The organism is Xanthobacter dioxanivorans (assembly GCF_016807805.1).
In the GTDB taxonomy this organism is placed as follows: domain Bacteria; phylum Pseudomonadota; class Alphaproteobacteria; order Rhizobiales; family Xanthobacteraceae; genus Xanthobacter; species Xanthobacter dioxanivorans.
The window spans coordinates 4897123-4917449 of sequence record NZ_CP063362.1; the positions used below are offsets into that span (position 1 = coordinate 4897123).

The 20327-nt window shown below is 68.8% G+C and carries 17 protein-coding genes; 6 read left to right on the plus strand and 11 right to left on the minus strand.

What is annotated here, in order from left to right:
• Nucleotides 1-2: 2 nt before the first annotated feature.
• Nucleotides 3-2144 carry a sodium-translocating pyrophosphatase gene (locus EZH22_RS22845; protein WP_203192703.1) on the minus strand — a complete coding sequence of 714 codons (2142 nt, stop codon included), beginning with the start codon at nucleotides 2142-2144 and terminating at the stop codon, nucleotides 3-5.
• Nucleotides 2145-2376: 232 nt separating this feature from the next.
• On the opposite strand from EZH22_RS22845, the gene rimO reads away from it, so the two are divergent.
• On the plus strand, nucleotides 2377-3711 hold the full coding sequence (rimO, locus tag EZH22_RS22850) for a 30S ribosomal protein S12 methylthiotransferase RimO (RefSeq protein ID WP_203192704.1): 1335 nt from the start codon (nucleotides 2377-2379) through the stop codon (nucleotides 3709-3711).
• A 265-nt stretch (nucleotides 3712-3976) separates the two neighbouring features.
• Here the strand turns inward: rimO and rpoZ are convergent, their stop codons facing one another.
• The gene (gene rpoZ, locus EZH22_RS22855; protein ID WP_203192705.1) at nucleotides 3977-4366 is read right to left on the minus strand and encodes a DNA-directed RNA polymerase subunit omega; all 390 of its coding nucleotides are present in this window, start codon (nucleotides 4364-4366) and stop codon (nucleotides 3977-3979) included.
• Nucleotides 4367-4574: 208 nt separating this feature from the next.
• Between rpoZ and EZH22_RS22860 the strand changes: the two genes are divergently transcribed.
• Nucleotides 4575-5186 (plus strand): LabA-like NYN domain-containing protein, encoded by a 612-nt coding sequence (locus EZH22_RS22860; RefSeq protein ID WP_203192706.1) that lies wholly within the window; start codon nucleotides 4575-4577, stop codon nucleotides 5184-5186.
• A 22-nt stretch (nucleotides 5187-5208) separates the two neighbouring features.
• Nucleotides 5209-5922: a uracil-DNA glycosylase gene (locus tag EZH22_RS22865; RefSeq protein ID WP_203192707.1), complete on the plus strand. Its 714-nt coding sequence runs from the start codon at nucleotides 5209-5211 to the stop codon at nucleotides 5920-5922.
• Here the strand turns inward: EZH22_RS22865 and EZH22_RS22870 are convergent.
• The 5 genes from EZH22_RS22870 to dapA form a co-directional block, all read right to left on the minus strand.
• The gene (locus tag EZH22_RS22870) at nucleotides 5901-6467 is read right to left on the minus strand and encodes a peroxiredoxin (protein WP_203192708.1); all 567 of its coding nucleotides are present in this window, start codon (nucleotides 6465-6467) and stop codon (nucleotides 5901-5903) included. The genes EZH22_RS22865 and EZH22_RS22870 overlap by 22 nt on opposite strands.
• 4 nt (nucleotides 6468-6471) lie before the next feature.
• The gene (locus EZH22_RS22875; protein ID WP_203192709.1) at nucleotides 6472-6870 is read right to left on the minus strand and encodes a VOC family protein; all 399 of its coding nucleotides are present in this window, start codon (nucleotides 6868-6870) and stop codon (nucleotides 6472-6474) included.
• A gap of 28 nt (nucleotides 6871-6898) precedes the next feature.
• On the minus strand, nucleotides 6899-7375 hold the full coding sequence (gene smpB, locus EZH22_RS22880) for an SsrA-binding protein SmpB (protein ID WP_203192710.1): 477 nt from the start codon (nucleotides 7373-7375) through the stop codon (nucleotides 6899-6901).
• Nucleotides 7376-7697: 322 nt separating this feature from the next.
• Entirely contained in the window at nucleotides 7698-7928 is a 231-nt protein-coding gene (locus tag EZH22_RS22885; RefSeq protein ID WP_203192711.1) for a hypothetical protein, read from the minus strand.
• Nucleotides 7929-7953: 25 nt separating this feature from the next.
• Nucleotides 7954-8853 (minus strand): 4-hydroxy-tetrahydrodipicolinate synthase, encoded by a 900-nt coding sequence (gene dapA / locus EZH22_RS22890; RefSeq protein ID WP_408647640.1) that lies wholly within the window; start codon nucleotides 8851-8853, stop codon nucleotides 7954-7956.
• Between the two features lie 398 nt (nucleotides 8854-9251).
• Between dapA and EZH22_RS22895 the strand changes: the two genes are divergently transcribed.
• The gene (locus EZH22_RS22895; RefSeq protein WP_203192712.1) at nucleotides 9252-11537 is read left to right on the plus strand and encodes a lytic transglycosylase domain-containing protein; all 2286 of its coding nucleotides are present in this window, start codon (nucleotides 9252-9254) and stop codon (nucleotides 11535-11537) included.
• 146 nt (nucleotides 11538-11683) lie between these two features.
• On the opposite strand, the gene EZH22_RS22900 is transcribed toward EZH22_RS22895, so the two are convergent.
• Complete coding sequence (locus EZH22_RS22900) at nucleotides 11684-12004, minus strand: 2Fe-2S iron-sulfur cluster-binding protein (protein ID WP_203192713.1); 321 nt, start codon at nucleotides 12002-12004, stop codon at nucleotides 11684-11686.
• Between the two features lie 305 nt (nucleotides 12005-12309).
• Between EZH22_RS22900 and EZH22_RS22905 the strand changes: the two genes are divergently transcribed.
• Together EZH22_RS22905 and EZH22_RS22910 are read left to right on the plus strand one after the other, a co-directional pair.
• Nucleotides 12310-16503, plus strand: coding sequence for an apolipoprotein A-IV repeat region-like domain-containing protein (locus EZH22_RS22905; RefSeq protein WP_203192714.1), 4194 nt, complete (start codon nucleotides 12310-12312; stop codon nucleotides 16501-16503).
• Between the two features lie 256 nt (nucleotides 16504-16759).
• Nucleotides 16760-17533 (plus strand): hypothetical protein, encoded by a 774-nt coding sequence (locus EZH22_RS22910; RefSeq protein WP_203192715.1) that lies wholly within the window; start codon nucleotides 16760-16762, stop codon nucleotides 17531-17533.
• Between the two features lie 274 nt (nucleotides 17534-17807).
• Here the strand turns inward: EZH22_RS22910 and EZH22_RS22915 are convergent, their stop codons facing one another.
• The 3 genes from EZH22_RS22915 to EZH22_RS22925 form a co-directional block, all read right to left on the minus strand.
• Entirely contained in the window at nucleotides 17808-18434 is a 627-nt protein-coding gene (locus EZH22_RS22915; protein ID WP_203192716.1) for an ABC-type transport auxiliary lipoprotein family protein, read from the minus strand.
• Nucleotides 18435-18441: 7 nt separating this feature from the next.
• Nucleotides 18442-19365 (minus strand): MlaD family protein, encoded by a 924-nt coding sequence (locus EZH22_RS22920; protein WP_203192717.1) that lies wholly within the window; start codon nucleotides 19363-19365, stop codon nucleotides 18442-18444.
• Between the two features lie 154 nt (nucleotides 19366-19519).
• Nucleotides 19520-20323 (minus strand): ABC transporter ATP-binding protein, encoded by an 804-nt coding sequence (locus tag EZH22_RS22925; protein WP_203192718.1) that lies wholly within the window; start codon nucleotides 20321-20323, stop codon nucleotides 19520-19522.
• Nucleotides 20324-20327 lie beyond the last annotated feature (4 nt).

Below are 20327 nucleotides of genomic sequence, written 5' to 3' on the forward strand. Positions count from 1 at the left end.
CCTCAATGCCCCAGCACCGCCAGCAGCAGCAGCGCCACGATGTTGGTGATCTTGATCATGGGGTTCACGGCGGGGCCGGCCGTGTCCTTGTAGGGATCGCCCACCGTGTCGCCGGTGACGGAGGCCTTGTGCGCCTCCGAGCCCTTCATGTGGCGCACCCCGTCCTTGTCCACGAAGCCATCCTCGAACGACTTCTTGGCATTGTCCCAGGCACCGCCGCCCGAGGTCATGGAGATGGCGACGAACAGGCCGGTGACGATGACGCCCAGCAGCATGGCGCCCACCGCCGAGAAGGCGGCCGACTTGCCGGCCACCCCGCCGCCGGCCACGAAGTAGATGACGAAATAGCAGACGATGGGCGAGAGCACCGGCAGCAGGGAGGGGATGATCATCTCCTTGATGGCGGCCTTGGTGAGAAGGTCGACGGCGCGCGAATAGTCCGGCTTCTCGGTGCCGGCCATGATGCCCGGCTTCTCGCGGAACTGCCGGCGCACCTCTTCCACGATGGCCCCGGCGGCGCGGCCCACCGCCGTCATGCCCATCGCGGCGAAGAGGAAGGGCAGCAGGCCGCCGAACAGCAGGCCCACCACCACATACGGGTTCTCCAGCGAGAAGTTGGGCGAGACGCCGGAGAAATAGGACCCCGGCGCCGCCTGGGCGATGAAGTATTTCAGGTCCTGGCTGTAGGCGGCGAACAGCACCAGCGCGCCGAGGCCCGCCGAGCCGATGGCATAGCCCTTGGTGACCGCCTTGGTGGTGTTGCCCACCGCGTCGAGGGCGTCGGTGGACTGGCGCACCTCCTTGGGCAGGCCCGCCATCTCGGCGATGCCGCCGGCGTTGTCCGTCACCGGGCCGAACGCATCGAGAGCCACGATCATGCCCGCCAGCGCCAGCATGGTGGTGGCGGCGATGGCGATGCCGAACAGGCCGGCGAGCCCGTAGGCGAAGAGGATGCCGGCGATGATGACGAGCGTCGGCAACGCCGTGGATTCCAACGAGACCGCGAGACCCTGGATGATGTTGGTGCCATGCCCCGTCACCGAGGCCTGGGCGATGGACACCACCGGGCGATAGCCGGTGCCGGTATAGTATTCGGTGATCACCACGATGGCGCCGGTCACCGCGAGGCCCACGAGGCCGCACAAAAGCAGGCTGGTGCCGGTGAAGTCCGCCCCCGGAATGGCGCCGAAGCCGGGCAGGAGCCAGGTTACCAGCGCCAGCGCGATGATGGAGAAGCCCGCCGTCGCCATCAGGCCCTTGTAGAGCGCGCCCATGATGGAAGAGGTCGGGCCGAGCCGGACGAAGAAGGTGCCGGCGATGGAGGTGAGGATGCACGCCCCGCCGATGGCGAGCGGATAGACGATCATGGTGGCCAGTGTCGCCGGCACCGCCGCGAAGAAGATGGCGGCCAGCACCATGGTGGCCACCACCGTCACCGCATAGGTCTCGAACAGGTCCGCGGCCATGCCGGCGCAGTCGCCGACATTGTCGCCCACGTTGTCGGCGATGGTGGCGGGGTTGCGCGGGTCGTCCTCGGGGATGCCGGCTTCCACCTTGCCCACGAGGTCGCCGCCCACGTCGGCGCCCTTGGTGAAGATGCCGCCGCCGAGACGGGCGAAGATGGAGATGAGCGAGGCGCCGAAACCCAGCGCCACCAGCGAATCCACCACCGTGCGGCTGTTGAGCGCGAAGCCGAGGATCTGGGTGAGCACGAGGAAGTAAACCGTGACCCCGAGGAGCGCGAGGCCGGCCACCAGCATGCCGGTGACGGCGCCGGCCTTGAAGGCGAGGTCGAGGCCCCCGGCCAGCGACAGGGTCGCCGCCTGGGCGGTGCGCACGTTGGCGCGCACGGACACGTTCATGCCGATGAAGCCGGCCAGGGCCGAGAGGATGGCGCCCACCGCGAAGCCCACGGCCACGAGCCAGCCGAGAAACAATCCCACGAGAATGAAGATGACGACGCCGACCACCCCGATGGTGGTGTACTGGCGCTTCAGATAGGCCTGCGCGCCCTCCGCGATGGCGGCGGCGATTTCCTGCATCCGCGCCGTGCCGGGATCCGCCGCCATGAGCTCGCGGATGGCCCATACGCCATATGCCACGGCCAGGAGGCCGCAGGCGATGATCAACACCAAAGCCAGCATCTATCCCACCCTTTTCGTTTCCAACCTGTATTCTTTTATGGGGTGAGTGTGAGGGGTGCGGTGATCCACGGCAAGGGGCCTTTGGGCATACTGTCGCGGTCCGGAGGGGTTCCAGCCGCCGGTAACCCCATCCGCGCCACCGGCTGCCCCGGCCTTCGGGATTGACGCGGGGGGCGCCCTCCCCTATCCGCTGCCCCTTCCGCACGCAGCAATATGAGCCCCGTCGCGCCCCATGGCCGAGCCCGCGTTGAAACCGTCGCCCCGCATTTCGTTCGTGTCGCTGGGCTGTCCCAAGGCGCTGGTGGACAGTGAGCGCATCGTCACGCGCCTGCGCGCCGAAGGCTACGAGTTGACGAAGACCCATGCGGGCGCCGACCTCGTGGTGGTGAACACCTGCGGCTTCCTCGACAGCGCCAAGGCGGAAAGCCTGGCCGCCATCGGCGATGCGCTGGCGGAAAACGGCAAGGTGGTGGTCACCGGCTGCATGGGCGCCGAGCCCGAGCAGATCCGCGACATCCATCCCGGCGTCCTCGCCATCACCGGCCCGCAGCAATATGAGAGCGTGCTGGCGGCCGTGCACGAAGCCGTGCCGCCCCTGCACGACCCCTTCCTCGACCTCGTGCCCGAGCAGGGGGTGAAGTTCACCCCCCGGCACTACGCCTACCTCAAGATCTCCGAGGGCTGCTCCAACCGCTGCACCTTCTGCATCATCCCCAAGCTGCGCGGCGACCTCGTCTCGCGGCCTGCGGCGGACGTGCTGCGCGAGGCCGAGCGGCTGGTGAAGGCGGGGGTGAAGGAGCTGCTCGTCATCTCGCAGGATACCTCCGCCTACGGTGTGGACCTGCGTTACGCGCCAAGCCAGTGGGGCGACAGGGAAGTGGCGGCGCGCTTCCTCGATCTCGCCGGCGCGCTGGGGGACCTCGGCGCCTGGGTGCGCCTGCACTATGTCTATCCCTACCCGCACGTGGACCAGGTGATGGAGCTGATGGCGGCCGGCAAGGTGCTGCCCTATCTCGACATCCCCTTCCAGCACGCCAGCCCCTCGGTGCTGAAGCGGATGAAGCGCCCGGCCTCGCAGGAAAAGACGCTCGCCCGCATCCGCGCCTGGCGCGAGGCGGTGCCAGACCTGACCCTGCGCTCCACCTTCATCGTCGGCTTCCCCGGCGAGACCGAGGCCGAGTTCGAGGAACTGCTCGCCTTCCTGGAGGAGGCGGAGATCGACCGCGCCGGCTGCTTCAAGTTCGAGCCGGTGCGCGGCGCGCCGGCCAACGATCTGGCCGACGCCGTGCCCGACGCGCTCAAGGCGGAGCGTTACGACCGCTTCATGCTCACCCAGCAGAAGGTTTCCGCCCGGCGGCTCAAGCGCAAGGTCGGCACGCGCCAGCAGGTGATCATCGACCACGTGTCGGCGGACGGCGGCATCGGCCGCACCAAGGGCGACGCGCCGGACATCGACGGCACGGTAAAGGTCTTCTCCCGCCGGCCCCTGCGCGTGGGCGAGATCGCCACGGTGAAGATCGAGGCCGCCGGCCCCTACGACCTCACCGGAATCGCCGTGGGATTCTAGGGCGTTTCCCGTTTCAAGGAATCGGCGAAACGCCCAATATCTTTCCGCGATCGCGTTTTATTCACGCGAACCGGTCTCCATTTCGCTCGAAAACGCTCCAGGAAATAAGGCCGGCATATTTCCGCGCATCGTCATGGCCGGGACGAGCCACAGGGCATGACGCCTCGACACCGTCATCCGCGCCGACCAGCCCCAAAGAAAAAGGCCGGAGCAATGCCCCGGCCATTCTCGCAAATCAGTCGAAGACCGCCGAAAACCCGGGCGATCAGCCCTCGTCGTCGTCGTTGTGCTCCGGCGGCACCAGGCCCTGGAGGCCGGCGAGGAGCTCTTCCTCGGTCATGCGGTCGAGCATGACTTCCGAATCGTCGCCGCTCGCGCTCTCGCCGGAGGCGATGAGCGGCACGGCCTCGGGCTCGGGTTCGTCCACCTCGGTGTACTTCTGCAGCGAGTGGATGAGGTCTTCCTTGAGATCCTCCGGCCCCACGGTCTCCTCGGCGATCTCGCGCAGGGCGACGACCGGGTTCTTGTCGTTGTCGCGATCGATGGTGATCTGCTGGCCGGAAGAGATCATGCGCGCCCGGTGGGCGGCGAGCAGGACCAGCTCAAACCGGTTGTCCACCTTGTCGATGCAGTCTTCTACCGTGACACGGGCCATGGGCTCGGCACTCCCTCGTGCGCACGTGGCGCTGGATCATGGACGTTGAGAAGTGCGCGTCGATACAGCAATTCACCATGATGGGCAAGCCTCGCCCGCCTTTTTCGCTTGCTTTGGGCCTGCCTTCGTCGGAGAAAGGCGTTTGGACGTTGTGATTTACAGCCGTTCCATCCTTACGCCCATCCCATTCCACCGGCGGACCTTTTGTATGCAGGGCCTGGAAAAGATCGCTCTCCTGATAGATGGCGCCAATCTATATTCCGCGACCAAAGCGCTCGGCTTCGATATCGACTACAAGCGGCTCCTGAAGGAGTTCCAGAGCCGTGGCTATCTGTTGCGTGCGTTCTACTACACGACATTGATCGAGGATCAGGAATACTCCTCGATCCGCCCGCTGCTCGACTGGCTGGACTATAACGGCTACTCCGTCGTCACCAAGCTGGCGCGCGAATTCACCGACGCCCAGGGCCGCCGCCGCGTGCGCGGCAACATGGACATCGAGATCGCGGTGGACGCCATGGAGCTCGCCGAGCACGTGGACCACATCGTGCTGTTCTCGGGCGACGGCGACTTCCGCTCGCTGGTGGAGGCGCTCCAGCGCAAGGGCGTGCGCGTCTCCGTGGTCTCCACCATCTCCACCCAGCCGCCGCTGATCGCCGACGACCTGCGCCGTCAGGCCGACGTCTTCATCGACCTTGTAGAATTGCAGCCCAAGATCGGGCGCGACCCCTCCGAGCGGCAGGGCCGCATGCAGGAGACGCCGCGCTTCCTGGAGCGGCGCGGCGCCACGGCCACGGCCGGCGACGGCAACGACGCCTGAGCCGCCGGGGCCGAGGTAGCACATGGCCAAGGCAACCGCCGTTGCCGCGCCACGGGCCAGGGCGCTGGCCAAGGCGCGCGGCTCCACCCCCGTCGGGAGCCCGTCCGAGCCCGGGCGCGACTGCCCCCTGTGCCCCCGCCTCGCCGCTTTCCGGGCGGACTGGCGGGCGGCCGAGCCATCGTGGCACAACGCCCCGGTGCCGGCCTTCGGGCCGCAGGACGCGCGCCTGCTCATCGTCGGCCTCGCGCCCGGCCTGCGCGGCGCCAATCGCACCGGCCGGCCTTTCACCGGCGATTTTGCGGGCGACCTGCTCTACGCGACCCTGATCGAGTTCGGCTTCGCCACCGGCACCTATGCCGCCCATCCGGAAGACGGCCTCGCCCTGCGCGACGCCCGCATCGTGAACGCGGTGCGCTGCGTGCCGCCGCAGAACAAGCCGACGCCGGAGGAGATCCGCACCTGCCGGCCCTTCCTCGCCGCCCCCCTCGCCGCGATGCCGCGCCTGAAAGCCATCGTCACCCTGGGCAAGATCGCCCACGATTCGACGCTGGCGGCGCTGGGCGAGCGCGCCTCCCGGCTCAAGTTCGGCCACGGCGTGAGCGACACCATCGGCGCGGCGCGGGTGTTCGCGAGCTACCATTGCTCGCGCTACAACACCAACACCCGCGTCCTGACGCCGGACATGTTCCGGTCCGTCTTCGCCGCCGTGCGCGACTACCTCGACGCCAGCGCCTGAACGTGGGCGAGCACGTCGGCGGCGTTCCGGTCCGGCGGAAACACCGGATAGAAGACGTGCGAGATCGCCCCGTCCTCGATGATGAGGGTGATGCGCTTCAGGAGCAGCGTCCCGTCCACCGTGAAGGTCGGCAGGCGCAGGGCGTGGGTCAGCTCGTGCCGGTGGTCGGACAGGAGGGGGAACGGCAGGTGCAACCGCTCCGCCACTTCCTTCTGGTAATCCGTATCCTGAACCGACAACCCGAAGACGTGCTCCACACCGGCCGCCTTCAGGTCGGCAAAATGGTCGCGGAAGGCGCAGGCCTGCGGCGTGCACCCCCGCGCGCCGGGGATCTCGTCCCACCCCTCCGGCAGCGGCTCGCCGGGAACGCCTGTGCGCGGATAGGCATAGACGACGGCGCGGCCCGAAAGGCTCGACAGGTCGATCCTGCGGCCATCGGTGGAAGGTAATCCGATGATCGGCAGCTCGAGCCCGCCCAGATGCCCGGCGAGACCGTCGTCCTCCGGGGCCGGAAGGCCTTCCGGCACTGCATTGTAGCTGGTCACGGCGTCACCCCCTGCGTGTGTGCCCGTAGGCGATGAATTCCAGAAGCGATCCGTCCGGATCGCGGAAATAGACGCTGGTGCCCTGCCCCAATGCGCCGAACCGGGGTACCGGCCCGAGCTCGGGCGTGATGCCGTGGGCGGCGAGGTGGGCGATGGCGCCGTCGATCGGGCCGTCCCATCGGAAGCACAGGTCGCTGTTGCCCGGCTGGACCGGGAGCCGCGCCACCGGCGTCGGATCCACGCCCGGCCCGTGCAGGTTGAGCTGGCGGTCGCCGAATCGATAGGCGAAGCCCGAGCCCACCGGCACCACCTGTGCCCCAAGCACGGCGGAATAGAAGGCGTTGGAGCGGGCGAAATCGCCCACGTGCACCACGCAATGGTCGAAGGCGATCCTTCCCGTCATCCTTCCCGTCATGGCCCGGGCCCTTCCGTCAGCCCCTGTCGCGCATCAGCCGCGCCTTGTCGCGCGCCCAGTCCCGCTCCTTCGAGGCCTCGCGCTTGTCGTGGGCCTTCTTGCCGCGGGCGAGCGCCAGCTCGACCTTCGCACGGCCGCGGTCGTTGAAATAGATCTTCATCGCCACCACGGTCATGCCCTCGCGCTCCACCGCCTGGCCGAGCTTGGCGATCTGGCGCTTGTGCAGCAGCAGCTTGCGCGGCCGCCGCGTCTCATGGTTGAAGCGGTTGGCCTCGAGATATTCGGGGATGTAGGCATTGTAGAGCCACATCTCCCCCTGCTTCTGTGCCGCATAGCTCTCGCCGATGGTGGCCTTGCCGGTACGCAGGCTCTTCACCTCGGTTCCGGTGAGGGCGATGCCGGCCTCGAAGGTCTCGCCGATCTCGAAATCAAACCGCGCCCGCCGGTTGTCGGCGGCGATCTTGCGCGGGGCTTCGGTCTTCTTGCTGCTCATGATGGGAATGTGGGCTCGGGTTACCGTGCAGGCAAGCTGGGGGATCAGGGAAGCAGGCGGGCGGTGTGGACAATGGAGAGGATCAAGAGCGCGCGGCGCGCCTCATGGACTTCATACGCGACGAGATAAGGATATCCGCGCACGACAAACGCGCGCGTGCCCGGCAAGATGCCGGGCACGCGATGAAAGGCGCGCCTGAAAGCAGGCGTCAGGTCTGGCTTATGGCCAAACCAACATGGCGCTTGCCCACCGGCGAATGCTGTTCGAGATGGGCGAGGATCGCCGAAAGGTCCTCCTGCGCGACCGGCGGTGAAGTGGCCCCTCACAGACCGAACCGCCGCCAGAGCTCCTCAATGTCCTGCGGATCGGCGAACTCGCCGCGCTGCGCCTGGGCAAGACCGAGCCGGCCCCGCTCCACCTGCACCGGAGGCAGCTGATGCTCCGCCTGCCCCTCCTGCTGGATCGGGCCGAACAGCGAGTGCGCCGCGCGGTCCTGGCCCGCGCCGGGCAGCTTGCCGATTTCCGCGATGGCCTGTTCCAGCAGCTTGGTCATAAAGGCCAGGATAGCAGATCTGCCCTCAGTTGATCAGGCCGGCATGCACCATGGCGCTGCGCACCACCGCCCGGGTGGCCTCGGAGACCGGCACCATGGGCAGGCGCGCGTCCTCGGTCATCTTGCCGAGCAGCGAGAGGGCGTACTTCGCCGGGGCCGGGTTGGTCTCCACGAACAGCGCGGAATGCAGCGGCATCAGCTTGTCCTGGATGCCAAGGGCGGTCCTGAAGTCGCCGGCGAGGCAGGCGTTCTGGAAGTCGGCGCACAGGCGCGGGGCAACGTTGGACGCCACGGAGATGCAGCCGTGGCCGCCATGGGCCATGAAGCCCAGCGCGGTGGCGTCCTCGCCGGAAAACTGGATGAAGTCCGGCCCCAGCACCTGGCGCTGCAGCGACACGCGGGCGAGGTTGGAGGTGGCGTCCTTCACCCCGGCGATGTTCTTGATCTCGAACAGCCGCGCCATGGTCTCCACCGACATGTCGATCACCGAGCGGCTCGGGATGTTGTAGATGAAGATCGGCAGGTCCACCGCGTCGGCGATGGCCTTGAAGTGGCGATACAGGCCCTCCTGGGTGGGCTTGTTGTAGTAGGGCGTCACCACCAGCAGCGCGCTCGCGCCCACCTTCTGGGCATGCTCGGCCAGCGCCACGGCCTCGGCGGTGTTGTTGGAGCCCGCGCCCGCGATCACCGGAACGCGGCCGGCGGCCTGCTCGACGGTCCATTCCACCACGCGGTTGTGCTCCTCGTGGGAGAGGGTCGGGCTCTCGCCGGTGGTGCCGACGGGCACGAGGCCGTGCGTGCCTTCCGAGATCTGCCAGTCCACGAAGGCACGAAAGGCCTTCTCGTCCAGTGCCCCGTCGCGGAACGGGGTGACGAGAGCGGTAAACGAGCCGCGGAAGCGCGACGAGGACGAGATGGGCGACATGGCGAACGCCTTGGGTTCCTGGAGCTTTGTCGGTGGCCGGTGACGGTCGCGGGACCGCGGCCCCTCCGGCGCCACGCCGGCTCTGCCGAGCGGCGGGTGCGGATCTGCACCCTTAGCCTTTTGCCGGCCGGGCGGAAAGGGGGCCGGGCGCAAACCGCACCGGGCACAGGGCCGCGCGGGGGGCATGGCAACCCCGGCGAACGGGCCTCGGAGGCCGGCCGCCAAAGGGCTGGAGGTACCAAGGGAGAGATTTGATGTGGCGCAGTCGCCCTTGCGTCAACAGCCCCGGTTTCGCCCGGATTCCAAGGTCCATTCTGGTTAGGGTTTCGTCAACGCGGCTGGCGGAAACTGCGGGAGGGGATCCCAGGACGGAAACAAACGCGTCGCGAGGACAATTCATGTCGCCTGTCTCGAGCCTGATTTCCGTGAGCGCCCTGGCGCTCGCCCTCGCCTGGAGCGGGGCGATGCCGGCGGCTGCGGAGACCGCGCCGACACCGCCCGCCAAGCCCTCAACCGCCAAACCCTCACCCGCCAAACCCTCGACCGCGAAGGCGGGCGACAAGTCCGCCCCCGCCAAGGATTCCAAGGCCGCCCCAAAGGACGCAAAGGCGGGCAAGGACGCCAAGGCCAAGGACGCGAAGGCGAAGGACACCAAGGCTGCGTCCGGCAAGCCCTCTTCCAGCCAATCCTCTTCCGGCAAATCCAGCGGCAAGTCGGCGTCGCGCCCGGCGCCGACGGCCCCGCAGGCCGCCCCTACCCTCGGCGCCTCCTCGAACATTCCGGGCGGCGACCTCGCGGTTCTGAAGGTGGCGGTGAGCGCGGCGCGGAACGGACGCGCCAGCGAGGCCATGAGCGCGGCGCAGCAGCTCGATGACCCGGTGGCGCGCACGCTCGTCACCTGGCTTGTCATCCGCCATGCGCCGAACGACCTCGGCTTCGACACCATCAACCAGTTCCTGACGGAAAAGCCCGGCTGGCCCACGCCGAACACGCTGCGCCGCCGCGCCGAGCGGGTTCTCTTCCAGGAGAACCGCGACCCGGCCAAGGCGCGCGCCTTCTTCGCCGAGCAGGCGCCGCTATCCGGCGAGGGCAAGATTGCGCTTGCCCGCTACCTGATCTCCACCGGCAACCGCTCGGATGCCGCCGACTGGGTGCGCGAGGCCTATCGCGAGGACGACCTGAACGAGCTGTTCGAGACCAAGATCCTCGACGAGTTCGGCTCCATCATCACCCGAGCCGACCACAAGCTGCGCGCCGACCGTTTCAGCTACAAGCCCGATCCCGAGCGCGCCCTGCGCGCCGCCGCGCGGGCGGGGTCTGACATCGTCGCCCTCACCAAGGCGCGCATGGCCATCGCGCGCAAGGAGGCGAACGGCGAGAAGCTGCTCGCCCAGGTGCCGTTCACCCTCGCCAACGATCCCGCCTACCTGTTCGCCAAGTCCCAGCTCGCCCGCCGGGCCGACAAGCCGCAGGAGGCCGCCCGCGCCCTTCTCGCCGGCTCCGGCTCCGACCAGGTGCGCGCCGATCCCGACGAGTGGTGGATCGAGCGCCGCCTCGTCTCCCGCGAGCTGCTGGACGAAGGGGACGTCCAGACCGCCTACAAGGTCGCCGCCAACGGCGTGCCGCCCAAGGCGGACAACTACCGCGCCGAGCAGCACTTCACGGCTGGCTGGATCGCCCTGCGCTTCCTGAAGGATCCGCGGACCGCCGCCCAGCATTTCGCCAAGATCGATGACGACCAGAAGCACCCCATCACCCTCTCGCGCGCCTATTACTGGCAGGCGCGGGCGGCCGAGGCCATGGGCGACGGCGGGCGGGCGCGGGCGGGCTTCGAGGCGGCGGCGCGCTTCCCGGCCACCTATTACGGCCAGCTCTCGCGCACCAAGCTCGGCATGGCCCCGGTGGCCCTGCGCGGCACGCCCCAGGCCTCGTTCGAATCGCGCAGCAATTTCGGCCGGCTGGAGCCGATCAAGGCGATCCGGATGCTGTACGCCATCGGTGAGCGGGATATCCCGCTCACCATCTATTACGATCTCGCCTGGCGCATGGAGGATCCCGGCCAGCTCGCCATGCTCGCCAACCTGGCCGAGGCCAATGGTGACGCGCGCGGCGCGCTGGTGGTGGGCAAGGAAGGACTCGCCGAGGGCCATCCGCTGGAGGCGGAGGCGTTCCCCACCTTCGGCGTGCCCGGCTACACGCCCATCGGCAATCCGGTGGACAAGGCCGCGGTCTATGCCGTGACGCGGCAGGAGAGCCAGTTCAACCCCCGCACCCTCTCCAGCGCCAAGGCCATGGGCCTGATGCAGGTGACGCCGGCCGCCGGCCGCGAGGTGTCCAAGCAGACGGGAGCGCCCTACAGCGAGGCCCGCCTCATGAGCGACCAGTCCTACAACGTACAGTTCGGCGCCGCCGAGCTGGGCGAGCTGGTGCAGAACTACTCCGGCAACTACGTGCTGGTGTTCGCCGCCTACAACGCCGGGCGCGGCAGCGTCGCCAAGTGGATCCAGCGCTATGGCGACCCGCGCGACCCGGACGTGGACGTGGTGGACTGGGTGGAGTCCATCCCCTTCTCCGAGACCCGCAACTATGTGCAGCGGGTGATGGAGAACTACCAAGTGTACAAGGTGCGCTTCAACATCGCCTCGAAGCTGCAGCTGGAAGCCGACCTGCGCGGCGGGCGCTGACTGGCGCCTGTCGCGAGCCCTGGCCGCCCCGGACCTGCTCCCGTCCTCGAACCGACCTGAAGCTTCGGACCCTCACGGCCGCGCGGCGGACGTGAGGGGAGGACATCACGGGCCGGCCATGCCGCCCGCTCTGCCTGCGGCTCCCGCTATCCCTGCGTCTCGGGCGTGCGCAGCACGATGCCGTCGAGGTCCGCCGTCAGCTTGATCTGGCAGGAGAGGCGGGAATTGGGCCGCACGTCGGTGGCGAAGTCCAGCATCCCCTCCTCCATGTCGGAGGGGCCGCCCACCTTGTCCATCCAGGCCTCGTCCACATAGACATGGCAGGTGGCGCAGGCGCAGGCGCCGCCGCATTCGGCGACGATGCCGGGCACGCCGTTGCGCACCGCGGTCTCCATGGCGGTGGCGCCTTCCGGCCCCTCCACCTGGTGCGCGGTGCCGTCGAATTCGATGAAGGTGATGGCAACCATGAAAAATGCCGCTGGTTAACCGTTGTCGTGCCGTGGCGACGGAAGGGGGAGGATGGCTTCGGCAGTGCGGGCCGGGGTAAGCCTATAGCGGCAAGCGTGCCCCGGCGCCAGCTTCCAGGGGCGTTAACGATATCTTCACAAATGCGGCCAGGGCGGTTCAATCCGTAGCGCAGCCTGTCTAGGATAAGGAAAGGTAAACCAATTCCGTGGGGCCGTCGGGGCAGCGGGAGGGGTGCGTGTTGGAGTAGGCGCCGCGGCCATGGGCAAAGCCCGCCGCCGCCGTCGAAGGCAGAGGCGACAGCGACATGAAGCAACCGAAGAAGATCCAGGATCCGACCGAGGCGGCTCTGTCGGCCATCCAGGAGGCTCTTACGCTGGAGCTCGACAATGCCGAACAGGCCCAGGCGCCGGCCAAGGGGGTCGATCCAGGCTTCGCCTCCGAGCGCTCCTCAGCCATAGACCGGCCGCTTCCGGCTCCGCCGCAGCGCGAGGGCCGCGGCATTCCCCGCAGGCCCCGTCCCGAAGGCGAGCCGCGCCCCGAGGGCCGGCGCGAGGGTCCGCCCCGCGCCCGCATCGACGCGGAGCGGCGCGCCGCCAACGACGACCGCCAGACCATCGGCCAGCTCCTCGGCCAGCTGCAGAAGAAGCCCGCCGGGACCCCCTATTACTGGGCGGCGGGCGCTTCCCTCATCTGGATCATCATCGGCGTCGCCTTCGCCTTCGCCTTTCACCGCGGCCTGATGGCGAGTTCCGGCGGCGTGCAGTCGCTGCTGGATTCGCCCGCGCTGCTCGGCATCTTCGCCTCCATCCTCCTGCCGCCGCTCGGCTTCTTCGGCATGGCGAGCGTGCTGCGCCGCTCGCAGGAACTGCAGGGCATCGCCCGCTCCATGACCGAGGTCGCCCTGCGCCTCGCCCAGCCGGAATCCATCGCCACCGAAACCGTGGTGACGGTCGGCCAGGCGGTGCGGCGCGAGGTGGCGGCCATGGGGGACGGCATCGACCGCGCCATCTCCCGCGCCGGCGAGCTGGAGGCCATCGTGCGTGCCGAGGTTTCGGTGCTCGAGCGTGCCTATGAAGAGAACGAGGTGCGCATCCGCACCCTCATCGAGGAGTTGCAGGCCGAGCGTCACAACATCCAGATCGAGACCGAGCGCCTGCGCGAGGGCCTCGCCGGCGCCGAGGCGGTGCTCTCCAACGAGGTGAAGGACGTCGCCACGCGCATCCACGGCACCATGATGGAGGCGAGCGAGCAGGTTACCGAGATCCTCGGCCAGAAGGGCGAGCACATCACCGCCGCCCTCGCCCGCGTCGGCGACAGCATGATCGACAGCCTCACCGCCAAGGGCGGCGAGCTCATCGACCGGCTCCAGCTCACCGGCTCCGACATCCGGCAGGACCTGTCCGAATCCGGCGATGTGCTCGTGCACACGCTCAAGACGCGTGCCGACGACCTCGCCTCCAACCTGCTCTCCACCACCTCGGACGTGGCCCAGCTCATCGACCGGTGGGGCGACGACATCACCGCCAACATCGACCGCCTGAAGCACGGCATCGGCGACTCGCTCAGCGAGAATTCGAGCCGCTTCGCCGAGGACATCGAAGGCCGCATCGCCGAGGTGAACACCGCCTTCCGCGCCACCAGCGAGGCGGCGGTGCTCGACTTCTCCACCCGCGGCGGCGAGCTGGTGAAGAAGTTCGAGGAGACCGGCGAACGCGTGGCCGAGACCCTCTCGGTGCGCGGCACCGACCTTGCGGACCGCATCGAGACCTCCGGCAACCGCATCTACGACGCGGTCGCGGTGCGCGGCGAGGACCTCCAGCGGCGCCTGTCGGAAACCGGCGAGCGCATCACCGCCTCTCTCGACCGCTCGTCCAGCCAGGTCACCACCACCCTGGTGGAGAAGAGCAGCGAGATCGCCTCCACCCTCAACAATGCCGGCGCCGACATGACCGAGCGCCTCTCCCTCGTCGCCAACGAGGTGACGAAGGCCATCGGCGCGCGCGGCTCCAAGGTCACCGAGGCCTTCCGCGAGACCGCCGACATCCTGGTCGGCACCATCGGCACCAAGGGCGACGCGATCCGCGAGATGCTCACCGCCCGTCTCAAGGCGATGGAGGAGACCATCACCGTGCGCGGCACCGAGCTCGCCGACCGCATGCAGCACGACGGCATCGCCCTCGCCCGCACCATGCAGGACGGCGTGAAGGCCTTCGACACCACCGTGAAGGTGCACGCTCCCGAGCTGGTCGACCAGATCGCCCATCGCGTCGCCTCGGTGAACGAGAACCTGCGCAGCGCCACCTCCAGCCTGGACGAGCGCCTGGCCGCCACCTCCACCAGCGTCTCCACCATCATGGACCAGCGCATCGCCCGCATCGAGCAGACGCTGGACCAGCGGGCCCAGAGCCTCACCGAGACCCTGGCGACCCGCACGGTCACCTTCGCCCGCACCATCTCCGAAGGCACCAAGAGCGCCACCGAGTCCCTCGACAAGTCGGTGGAGACGCTGGAGACCTTCTTCGCCACCCGCTCCAAGGCGCTCGGCGACGTGCTCACCGAGCGGGCCGACGTGGTTCACCGCAACATCGGTGTGCGGGCGCAGGAGATCGCCTCCGTGCTCGACGGCCGCGTCCACCGCATCGAGGAACTGGTGCTCGGCCGCCTCGACGGCGTCGCCACCTCCCTGGAGGTGCGCGGCAGCGCCATCGCCGACGCCCTGGTCGGCCGCATCGAGGGTGTCTCCGGCACCCTGCGCTCGGAGGCGGTGGAGGTGGAACGCTCCCTGACCACCCTCTCGCACAATGTGGGCCGCACCCTCACCGAGCATTCGGAGAAGGTGGCCGACGCCCTCGGCACCCGCCTCACCGAGATCGCCCACCTGATCGACGACAAGAACGGCACCTTCCTCGCCGCGCTGGAGCGCACCAGCCAGCGCGCCGTGGCCGAGATCACCGCCACCAACACCTCGCTCAAGGGCGATGTGGGCGCCATCATCGAGCGCCTCGCCGAGGCCAACTCCACCTTCCAGGGCGCCATGTCCAAGGCGGTGTCCAATCTCGGCGAGTTCTCCGGCTCGTTCGCCCGGCAGGTGGACAGCTTCTCCACCACGGTCGGCTCCATCAACCAGAGCGCCGAGGCCACCGCCGGACGGTTCGACACCCAGATCAAGGCGCTGCGCGAAGTGTCCACGGGCGCGCTCACGCAGATGGCGACCCTCTCCGAGAGCTTCCAGCAGCAGGGCCGCCTGATGGACGAGGCCTCGCGCAAGCTGGGCGCCGCCCACGACAAGGTGGATGCCACGCTGCTGTCGCGGCGCGCCTCCATCGAGGAATTGTCCACCACCCTCGGCGAGCGCATCGCCGATGTGGACGGGCGCCTCAAGGGCTTCCACACCATGCTGGAGGAATCCTTCGCCGCGGCGCAGAACCGCGCCCGGCAGATCACCGGCGTGGTGGCCGAGGCCGCCTCTGGCTCCGCCAAGACCATGGAGCAGCAGCTCCAGGTGATGCGCGTCGCCACCGACGCGGAGCGCGAGCGCACGGCGCAGTCGCTGCGCGAGATCTACGGCGCCGCCCTCGAGGACGTGCAGCGGGTGTTCGGCGAGACCGGCAACCGCTTCACCCAGGTGGCCGGCGACCTCAAGCGCGTGGCCGAGGATGTCCAGCACGCCATCGCTCTCACCCGCGAGGAGATGAAGCGCGGCATCCTCGAGCTTCCCGCCGAGACCGAGGCGAGCGCCGCCACCATGCGCCGCGCCGTGGCCGAGCAGATCAAGGCCCTCGCCGAGCTCAACGAGATCGTCGCGCGCCAGGGCCAGGCCCTCGACGTGGTGGAGGCCTCGGCCCGCACCGCGACGCAGGACATGGCCCGGGCCTCGGTTGCGCGCGAGACTTCGGCGCGCGATACGTCCGCCCGCGAGACGCCGGCGCCACGTGCTCGCGCCGAGGCCGGCGCCCTGCAGAGCGAGCTGCGCCGCACCGCGCCGCCGCAGCCCACTCGCCGCATCGAGCCGGAGCGCCCGGCCCCGCGCGCCCCGGCGCGCGAGAACGAAGAGGAGCGGGAGGGCTGGCTGACCGACCTGCTCGCCGCCCGCACCACCCCCGACGACCGCGGCGGTGCCGACAAGCCCGCCCGCTCGCCGCGCACGCCGGCCGGCGGCGTCGAGTCCCTCGACGCGCTCTCGGCGGATATCGCCCGCATGGTGGACCATCAGGCGGCCGTGGAGATGTGGGACCGCTACAACAAGGGCGAGCAGAACGTCTTCACTCGCCGGCTCTACACCCTGCAGGGCCAGCAGACCTTCGAGGCGCTAAAGCGCAAGTATCGGGCCGATGCCGCCTTCCGCGAGACCGCGGACCGCTACATCGAGGAGTTCGACAAGCTCCTCGACCAGGTGTCGGCCGACGAGCGCGGCGACGTGCTGACCAAGACCTATCTCACGTCTGACACAGGCAAGGTCTACACCATGCTCGCCCATGCGGCCGGCCGCTTCGACTGAGGCGGACGGCCCGCCAGAGCACGTTCCGGCCGGGATGCACCGCAACCTGATCGGCAAGGCGTTCTCTTTCTTTGAGCCAAGGGCCGGGCTCGCTCGGGTTCAGTGACCTCGAGCGGATCCGGCCCTGGCGCAAGGGTCCCGTCCGGCAGCGGAAGGGGCCTTTCCCTGCTTTCGCAGGGAGGTATCATGGAGCCCCCGGCCGTTTCCAAGGCCGGGCTCCCTCAGCGACGTTCCACACCGCCGGAGCCTGCCGCCCATGAAGACCTATATCTGCGCCGCCTACGCCGGTGGCCAGGGCAAGACTACGCTCGCCCAGATGGTATTCTCCGCTCTCAGGAAGCGTGAGCTTGCCTACAAGCTCGTGGCCGCCGATTTCACCGATGGCACGGGCCATTCCAAGATCGGCAAGTTCTTCCCCACCAAGGTGCTGGAGCTGGGCATCGGCTCCCCGCTGGGCTCGAGCAAGTCCGAGAACGACGCCAACGCCCCGCTGCGCTACTGGGACCGCTTCGGCGGCCTGCTGCTCACCGGCGGCGCGGTGCTGGACCTCGGCGCCAACGTGGTGCCGCAGCTGGTGCAGTGGGCGCACCACCGGCGCGTCACCCACATCATGCAGCAGCGCAACTCGCCGGAGATCGACCTCCTCATCGTCACCAAGCCCGAGACCCACGCCATCGAGAACGTCGCCACCCTCATCGAGGACGTGGTGGTGGGCGGCGCGCTGCCGGTGTCCAACATCGTCATCGTCGAGAACGAGGTGGGCGGCTCCTTCGAGGGGCTGAACCTGTCGCGCATCGAGAAGGCGGCGGCGGGACGCGGCGTCAGCTTCATCAAGATCCCGCGCTGCTATTCCGAGCTGTGGACGCATCTCGAGCGGACCTTCACGCCGGTGGAAGACGCCCTCGCCGCCACCGAGGCGGACCTTGCCGCCAAGTTCGAGATCGAGATCTGGTCGGCCTATGCCGGCCTCATGGACCTGCGCACCTGGGCGGACGAGGTCTACGCCCAGCTCCACAAGGTGGGGATCTGAGGCCTGCCCGCCCGAACGCTGCGCACGACGCCTGGCCGCCCCCCGCCCCAGCCGAGGGGCGGGGGCTCCACCTCCGACGCTCGAAGCAACCGCCCGGGGAGGCTGTTGAAAAGCCGTGTTCGGAGGGGGCGTCGTGGCCGGGCTTGACCCGGCCATTCACGTCCCGCCGTTCAGCCCGACTTTTCGAGGCGCTCCCAGCCATGCCGCGTGGATGACCGGGGCAAGCCCGGCCATGACGACCGGAAAGGGGGCGACGACCGGAAAGGGGCCGCCCTCAGAATTTGCCCGAAGCCCACCGCACCATGGCCACCAGCACCTGGTCGGTGGCGTCGTTGAGGGCGGCAGTGGCCGCCGCGCCGGCGGTGGAGGCGGCCGGCACCGCCGCCTTGAACAGCTGAGCCGCCAGGATGCGGCCGCTCTGCGCGCCGACCAGCTTGGCGGACAGCTCCACCACCCCCACCGGCCCCTGATCCGTGATGCGCAGGGCAAAGGTGCGGATGTCGATGACGAGCTGGGTATCCGCGCTGACGCCGTCGCCCGGCCGGGCGACGCGCCTGAGCTTGCTGCCGTTCTCGAAGGCCTGGATGGTGCGCGCCTGGATGAGGGCCGGGAGATTGTCGCTCCACTGCGCATCGGCGAGATAGGCCACCTGCCCGCCGCCCGGCTCCACCATGATCTTGTCGGTGTTGAGCACGGCGAGCGCCGCCGGCGCCATCACCACGAGCTGCCCGGCGCCACCGCCGCCCGAAGAAAAGCCGCTGGGCGCCGAGAGATTGTAAGTGGGAACCGGCGTCGACCCGCAGGCGGCCAGCGCGAGGGCGAGGCCCAGCCCGAGGGCCAGGCGCGCGCACGTCACGATGGCGCCCGCACGGACGGCACGGCTCCTGCGTTCGTCGTTCATGATCCGCTCATCGCCCGTATTTCGGAATGGTGTTGCCGCCGCCGAGGATGAACTGCTGCGGGTTGCGCTCGATGCCCTTGAGCACGCGGTCGATCTCCCCCAGCGTCCGGCGGCCGTCGGTCGCCAGCGCCTCGAACTGCCGCAGGCCGGGCCCGGTGAAGCGGCTGATCTCGTTGGTGAGCAGAGCGGTGCGCTGGTCGAGATTGTCGGCGAGCTTGCGCACCGAGGCCGCGGCGTCGGTGGCCTGCACCAGCAGGCCGTCCTTGTCCTCGGTGGCCTTCTGAAGGTTCACCACCACCCTGTCCACCTTCTCGGCGACGCCGTTGAGCTGCTTCACCAGCACGCTCGCCTGCTGGATCACGTCGGCCACGTCCGCCGACTTCGCCGCCACGGCCTGCGAGAAGACATCGATATTGTGGATGATGCTCTTGATCTCGTCGGGGTTGATGGCCTGCAGCACCACCTCGATCTTCTTCGCCACGCCCTGCGCCGAGGCAATGAGCCCGGCCATGCCGGCCCCGCCGTCGGCCTTGATGCGCGGAAGTCCGTTCGGGCCCGGCGTGATCGCCGGCTCGCCGGGCTTGCCGCCGCGAATGGACACCGCCACGATGCCGGTGAGGCCTTGGGATTCAAGGCCCGCCTGGGCGTCGGAGAGGACCTCCACATTCTTGTCGATTGCGACCGTGGCAAGCACCTGGCCCGGCTGGCCGGGCACCAGATCGAGCTTGGTCACCTGGCCGACGGGAATGCCGTTGAACAGCACCGCATTGCCCTGCCTCAGGCCTGCTACCGAGCCGTCGAAGAGGATCTCGTAGCGCTTGCGCGCCGAGGTGTCCTGCGGCCCGGCGAACCAGTACACGAAGCCGAACGCCGCCGCGAGGACGGCGAGCGTGAACGCTCCGATGATGGTGTAGTTGGCCCGTGTTTCCATGCCTGATCCCGGCTCCGTTCCGACCTGATCCCCCGCCGTACGGCCGTTTCCCTTCCCGTTCGCGGGCCGTCCGCCCGCGGCGGATCCGGCCCTGGTTCAAGTTCCAGGGAACGCGCTGCCGTCCGGATTGCGAGGCAACCCGCGCGGCACGTCCCTAGCCGTGCGCGGCCTGCACCGCCCGTGCCCGCGTGCCGTGGAAATAGGCCCGGAGCCAGGGGTGCGTCGCCGCCATCATTGTCTCGATCGTGCCCTGCGCGATCACCTTGCCGTCTGCCAGCGCGGCGATGCGGTCGCACACCGTATGCAGACTGTCGAGATCGTGGGTTACCATGAAAACCGTAAGCCCCAAAGTCTGTTGCAGCGTCTTGATGAGCTCGTCGAAGTCGCCCGCGCCGATGGGGTCGAGGCCCGAGGTGGGCTCGTCCAGGAAGAGGATTTCGGGATCCAGCGCCAGCGAGCGGGCGAGCGCCGCGCGCTTGATCATGCCGCCCGAAAGCTCCGACGGCAGCTTTTCCGCCACATCCGGCTTCAGCCCCACCATCTCGATCTTGGTGAAGGCGATCTCGTCCAGAAGCCGTTGGGAAAGCTTGAGGTTCTCCCGCAGCGGGAACTGGATGTTCTGCTTCACCGTGAGCGAGGAGAACAGCGCCCCCTGCTGGAACAGCACGCCCCAGCGCCGCTCGAGGGCGGAGCGCTCGCGCTCGGACAGGTCGTCGAGATTTTCCCCGAACACCTCCACCGTGCCCGAGGTCTTGGGCACCAGGCCGAGGATGGTGCGGGTGAGCACCGACTTGCCGCCGCCGGAGGTGCCGACGAACCCCAGGATCTCGCCCCGAAAGACATCGAGATCGAGGTGGTTGAGCACCGTTCGCTCGCCGAACTTCACCACGATGTCGCGCACCCGGATGACGGCTTCCCGGCCGGTGGTCTGTGCGGGGACAGGGGCGCTCGCGTTCATGCCG

What these genes read in the sequence shown, in the direction of transcription:
- EZH22_RS22910 (WP_203192715.1), top strand. Translation starts at nt 16,760, where the DNA reads ATGAAGACCTATATCTGCGCCGCCTACGCCGGTGGCCAGGGCAAGACT.
- rpoZ (WP_203192705.1), bottom strand. Translation starts at nt 4,366, where the DNA reads ATGGCCCGTGTCACGGTAGAAGACTGCATCGACAAGGTGGACAACCGG.
- EZH22_RS22900 (WP_203192713.1), bottom strand. Translation starts at nt 12,004, where the DNA reads ATGGTTGCCATCACCTTCATCGAATTCGACGGCACCGCGCACCAGGTG.
- EZH22_RS22865 (WP_203192707.1), top strand. Translation starts at nt 5,209, where the DNA reads ATGGCCAAGGCAACCGCCGTTGCCGCGCCACGGGCCAGGGCGCTGGCC.
- EZH22_RS22925 (WP_203192718.1), bottom strand. Translation starts at nt 20,323, where the DNA reads ATGAACGCGAGCGCCCCTGTCCCCGCACAGACCACCGGCCGGGAAGCC.
- EZH22_RS22845 (WP_203192703.1), bottom strand. Translation starts at nt 2,144, where the DNA reads ATGCTGGCTTTGGTGTTGATCATCGCCTGCGGCCTCCTGGCCGTGGCA.
- EZH22_RS22875 (WP_203192709.1), bottom strand. Translation starts at nt 6,870, where the DNA reads ATGACGGGAAGGATCGCCTTCGACCATTGCGTGGTGCACGTGGGCGAT.
- rimO (WP_203192704.1), top strand. Translation starts at nt 2,377, where the DNA reads ATGGCCGAGCCCGCGTTGAAACCGTCGCCCCGCATTTCGTTCGTGTCG.
- EZH22_RS22915 (WP_203192716.1), bottom strand. Translation starts at nt 18,434, where the DNA reads ATGAACGACGAACGCAGGAGCCGTGCCGTCCGTGCGGGCGCCATCGTG.
- EZH22_RS22905 (WP_203192714.1), top strand. Translation starts at nt 12,310, where the DNA reads ATGAAGCAACCGAAGAAGATCCAGGATCCGACCGAGGCGGCTCTGTCG.
- EZH22_RS22895 (WP_203192712.1), top strand. Translation starts at nt 9,252, where the DNA reads ATGTCGCCTGTCTCGAGCCTGATTTCCGTGAGCGCCCTGGCGCTCGCC.
- EZH22_RS22860 (WP_203192706.1), top strand. Translation starts at nt 4,575, where the DNA reads ATGCAGGGCCTGGAAAAGATCGCTCTCCTGATAGATGGCGCCAATCTA.
- EZH22_RS22920 (WP_203192717.1), bottom strand. Translation starts at nt 19,365, where the DNA reads ATGGAAACACGGGCCAACTACACCATCATCGGAGCGTTCACGCTCGCC.
- EZH22_RS22885 (WP_203192711.1), bottom strand. Translation starts at nt 7,928, where the DNA reads ATGACCAAGCTGCTGGAACAGGCCATCGCGGAAATCGGCAAGCTGCCC.
- dapA (WP_408647640.1), bottom strand. Translation starts at nt 8,853, where the DNA reads ATGTCGCCCATCTCGTCCTCGTCGCGCTTCCGCGGCTCGTTTACCGCT.
- smpB (WP_203192710.1), bottom strand. Translation starts at nt 7,375, where the DNA reads ATGAGCAGCAAGAAGACCGAAGCCCCGCGCAAGATCGCCGCCGACAAC.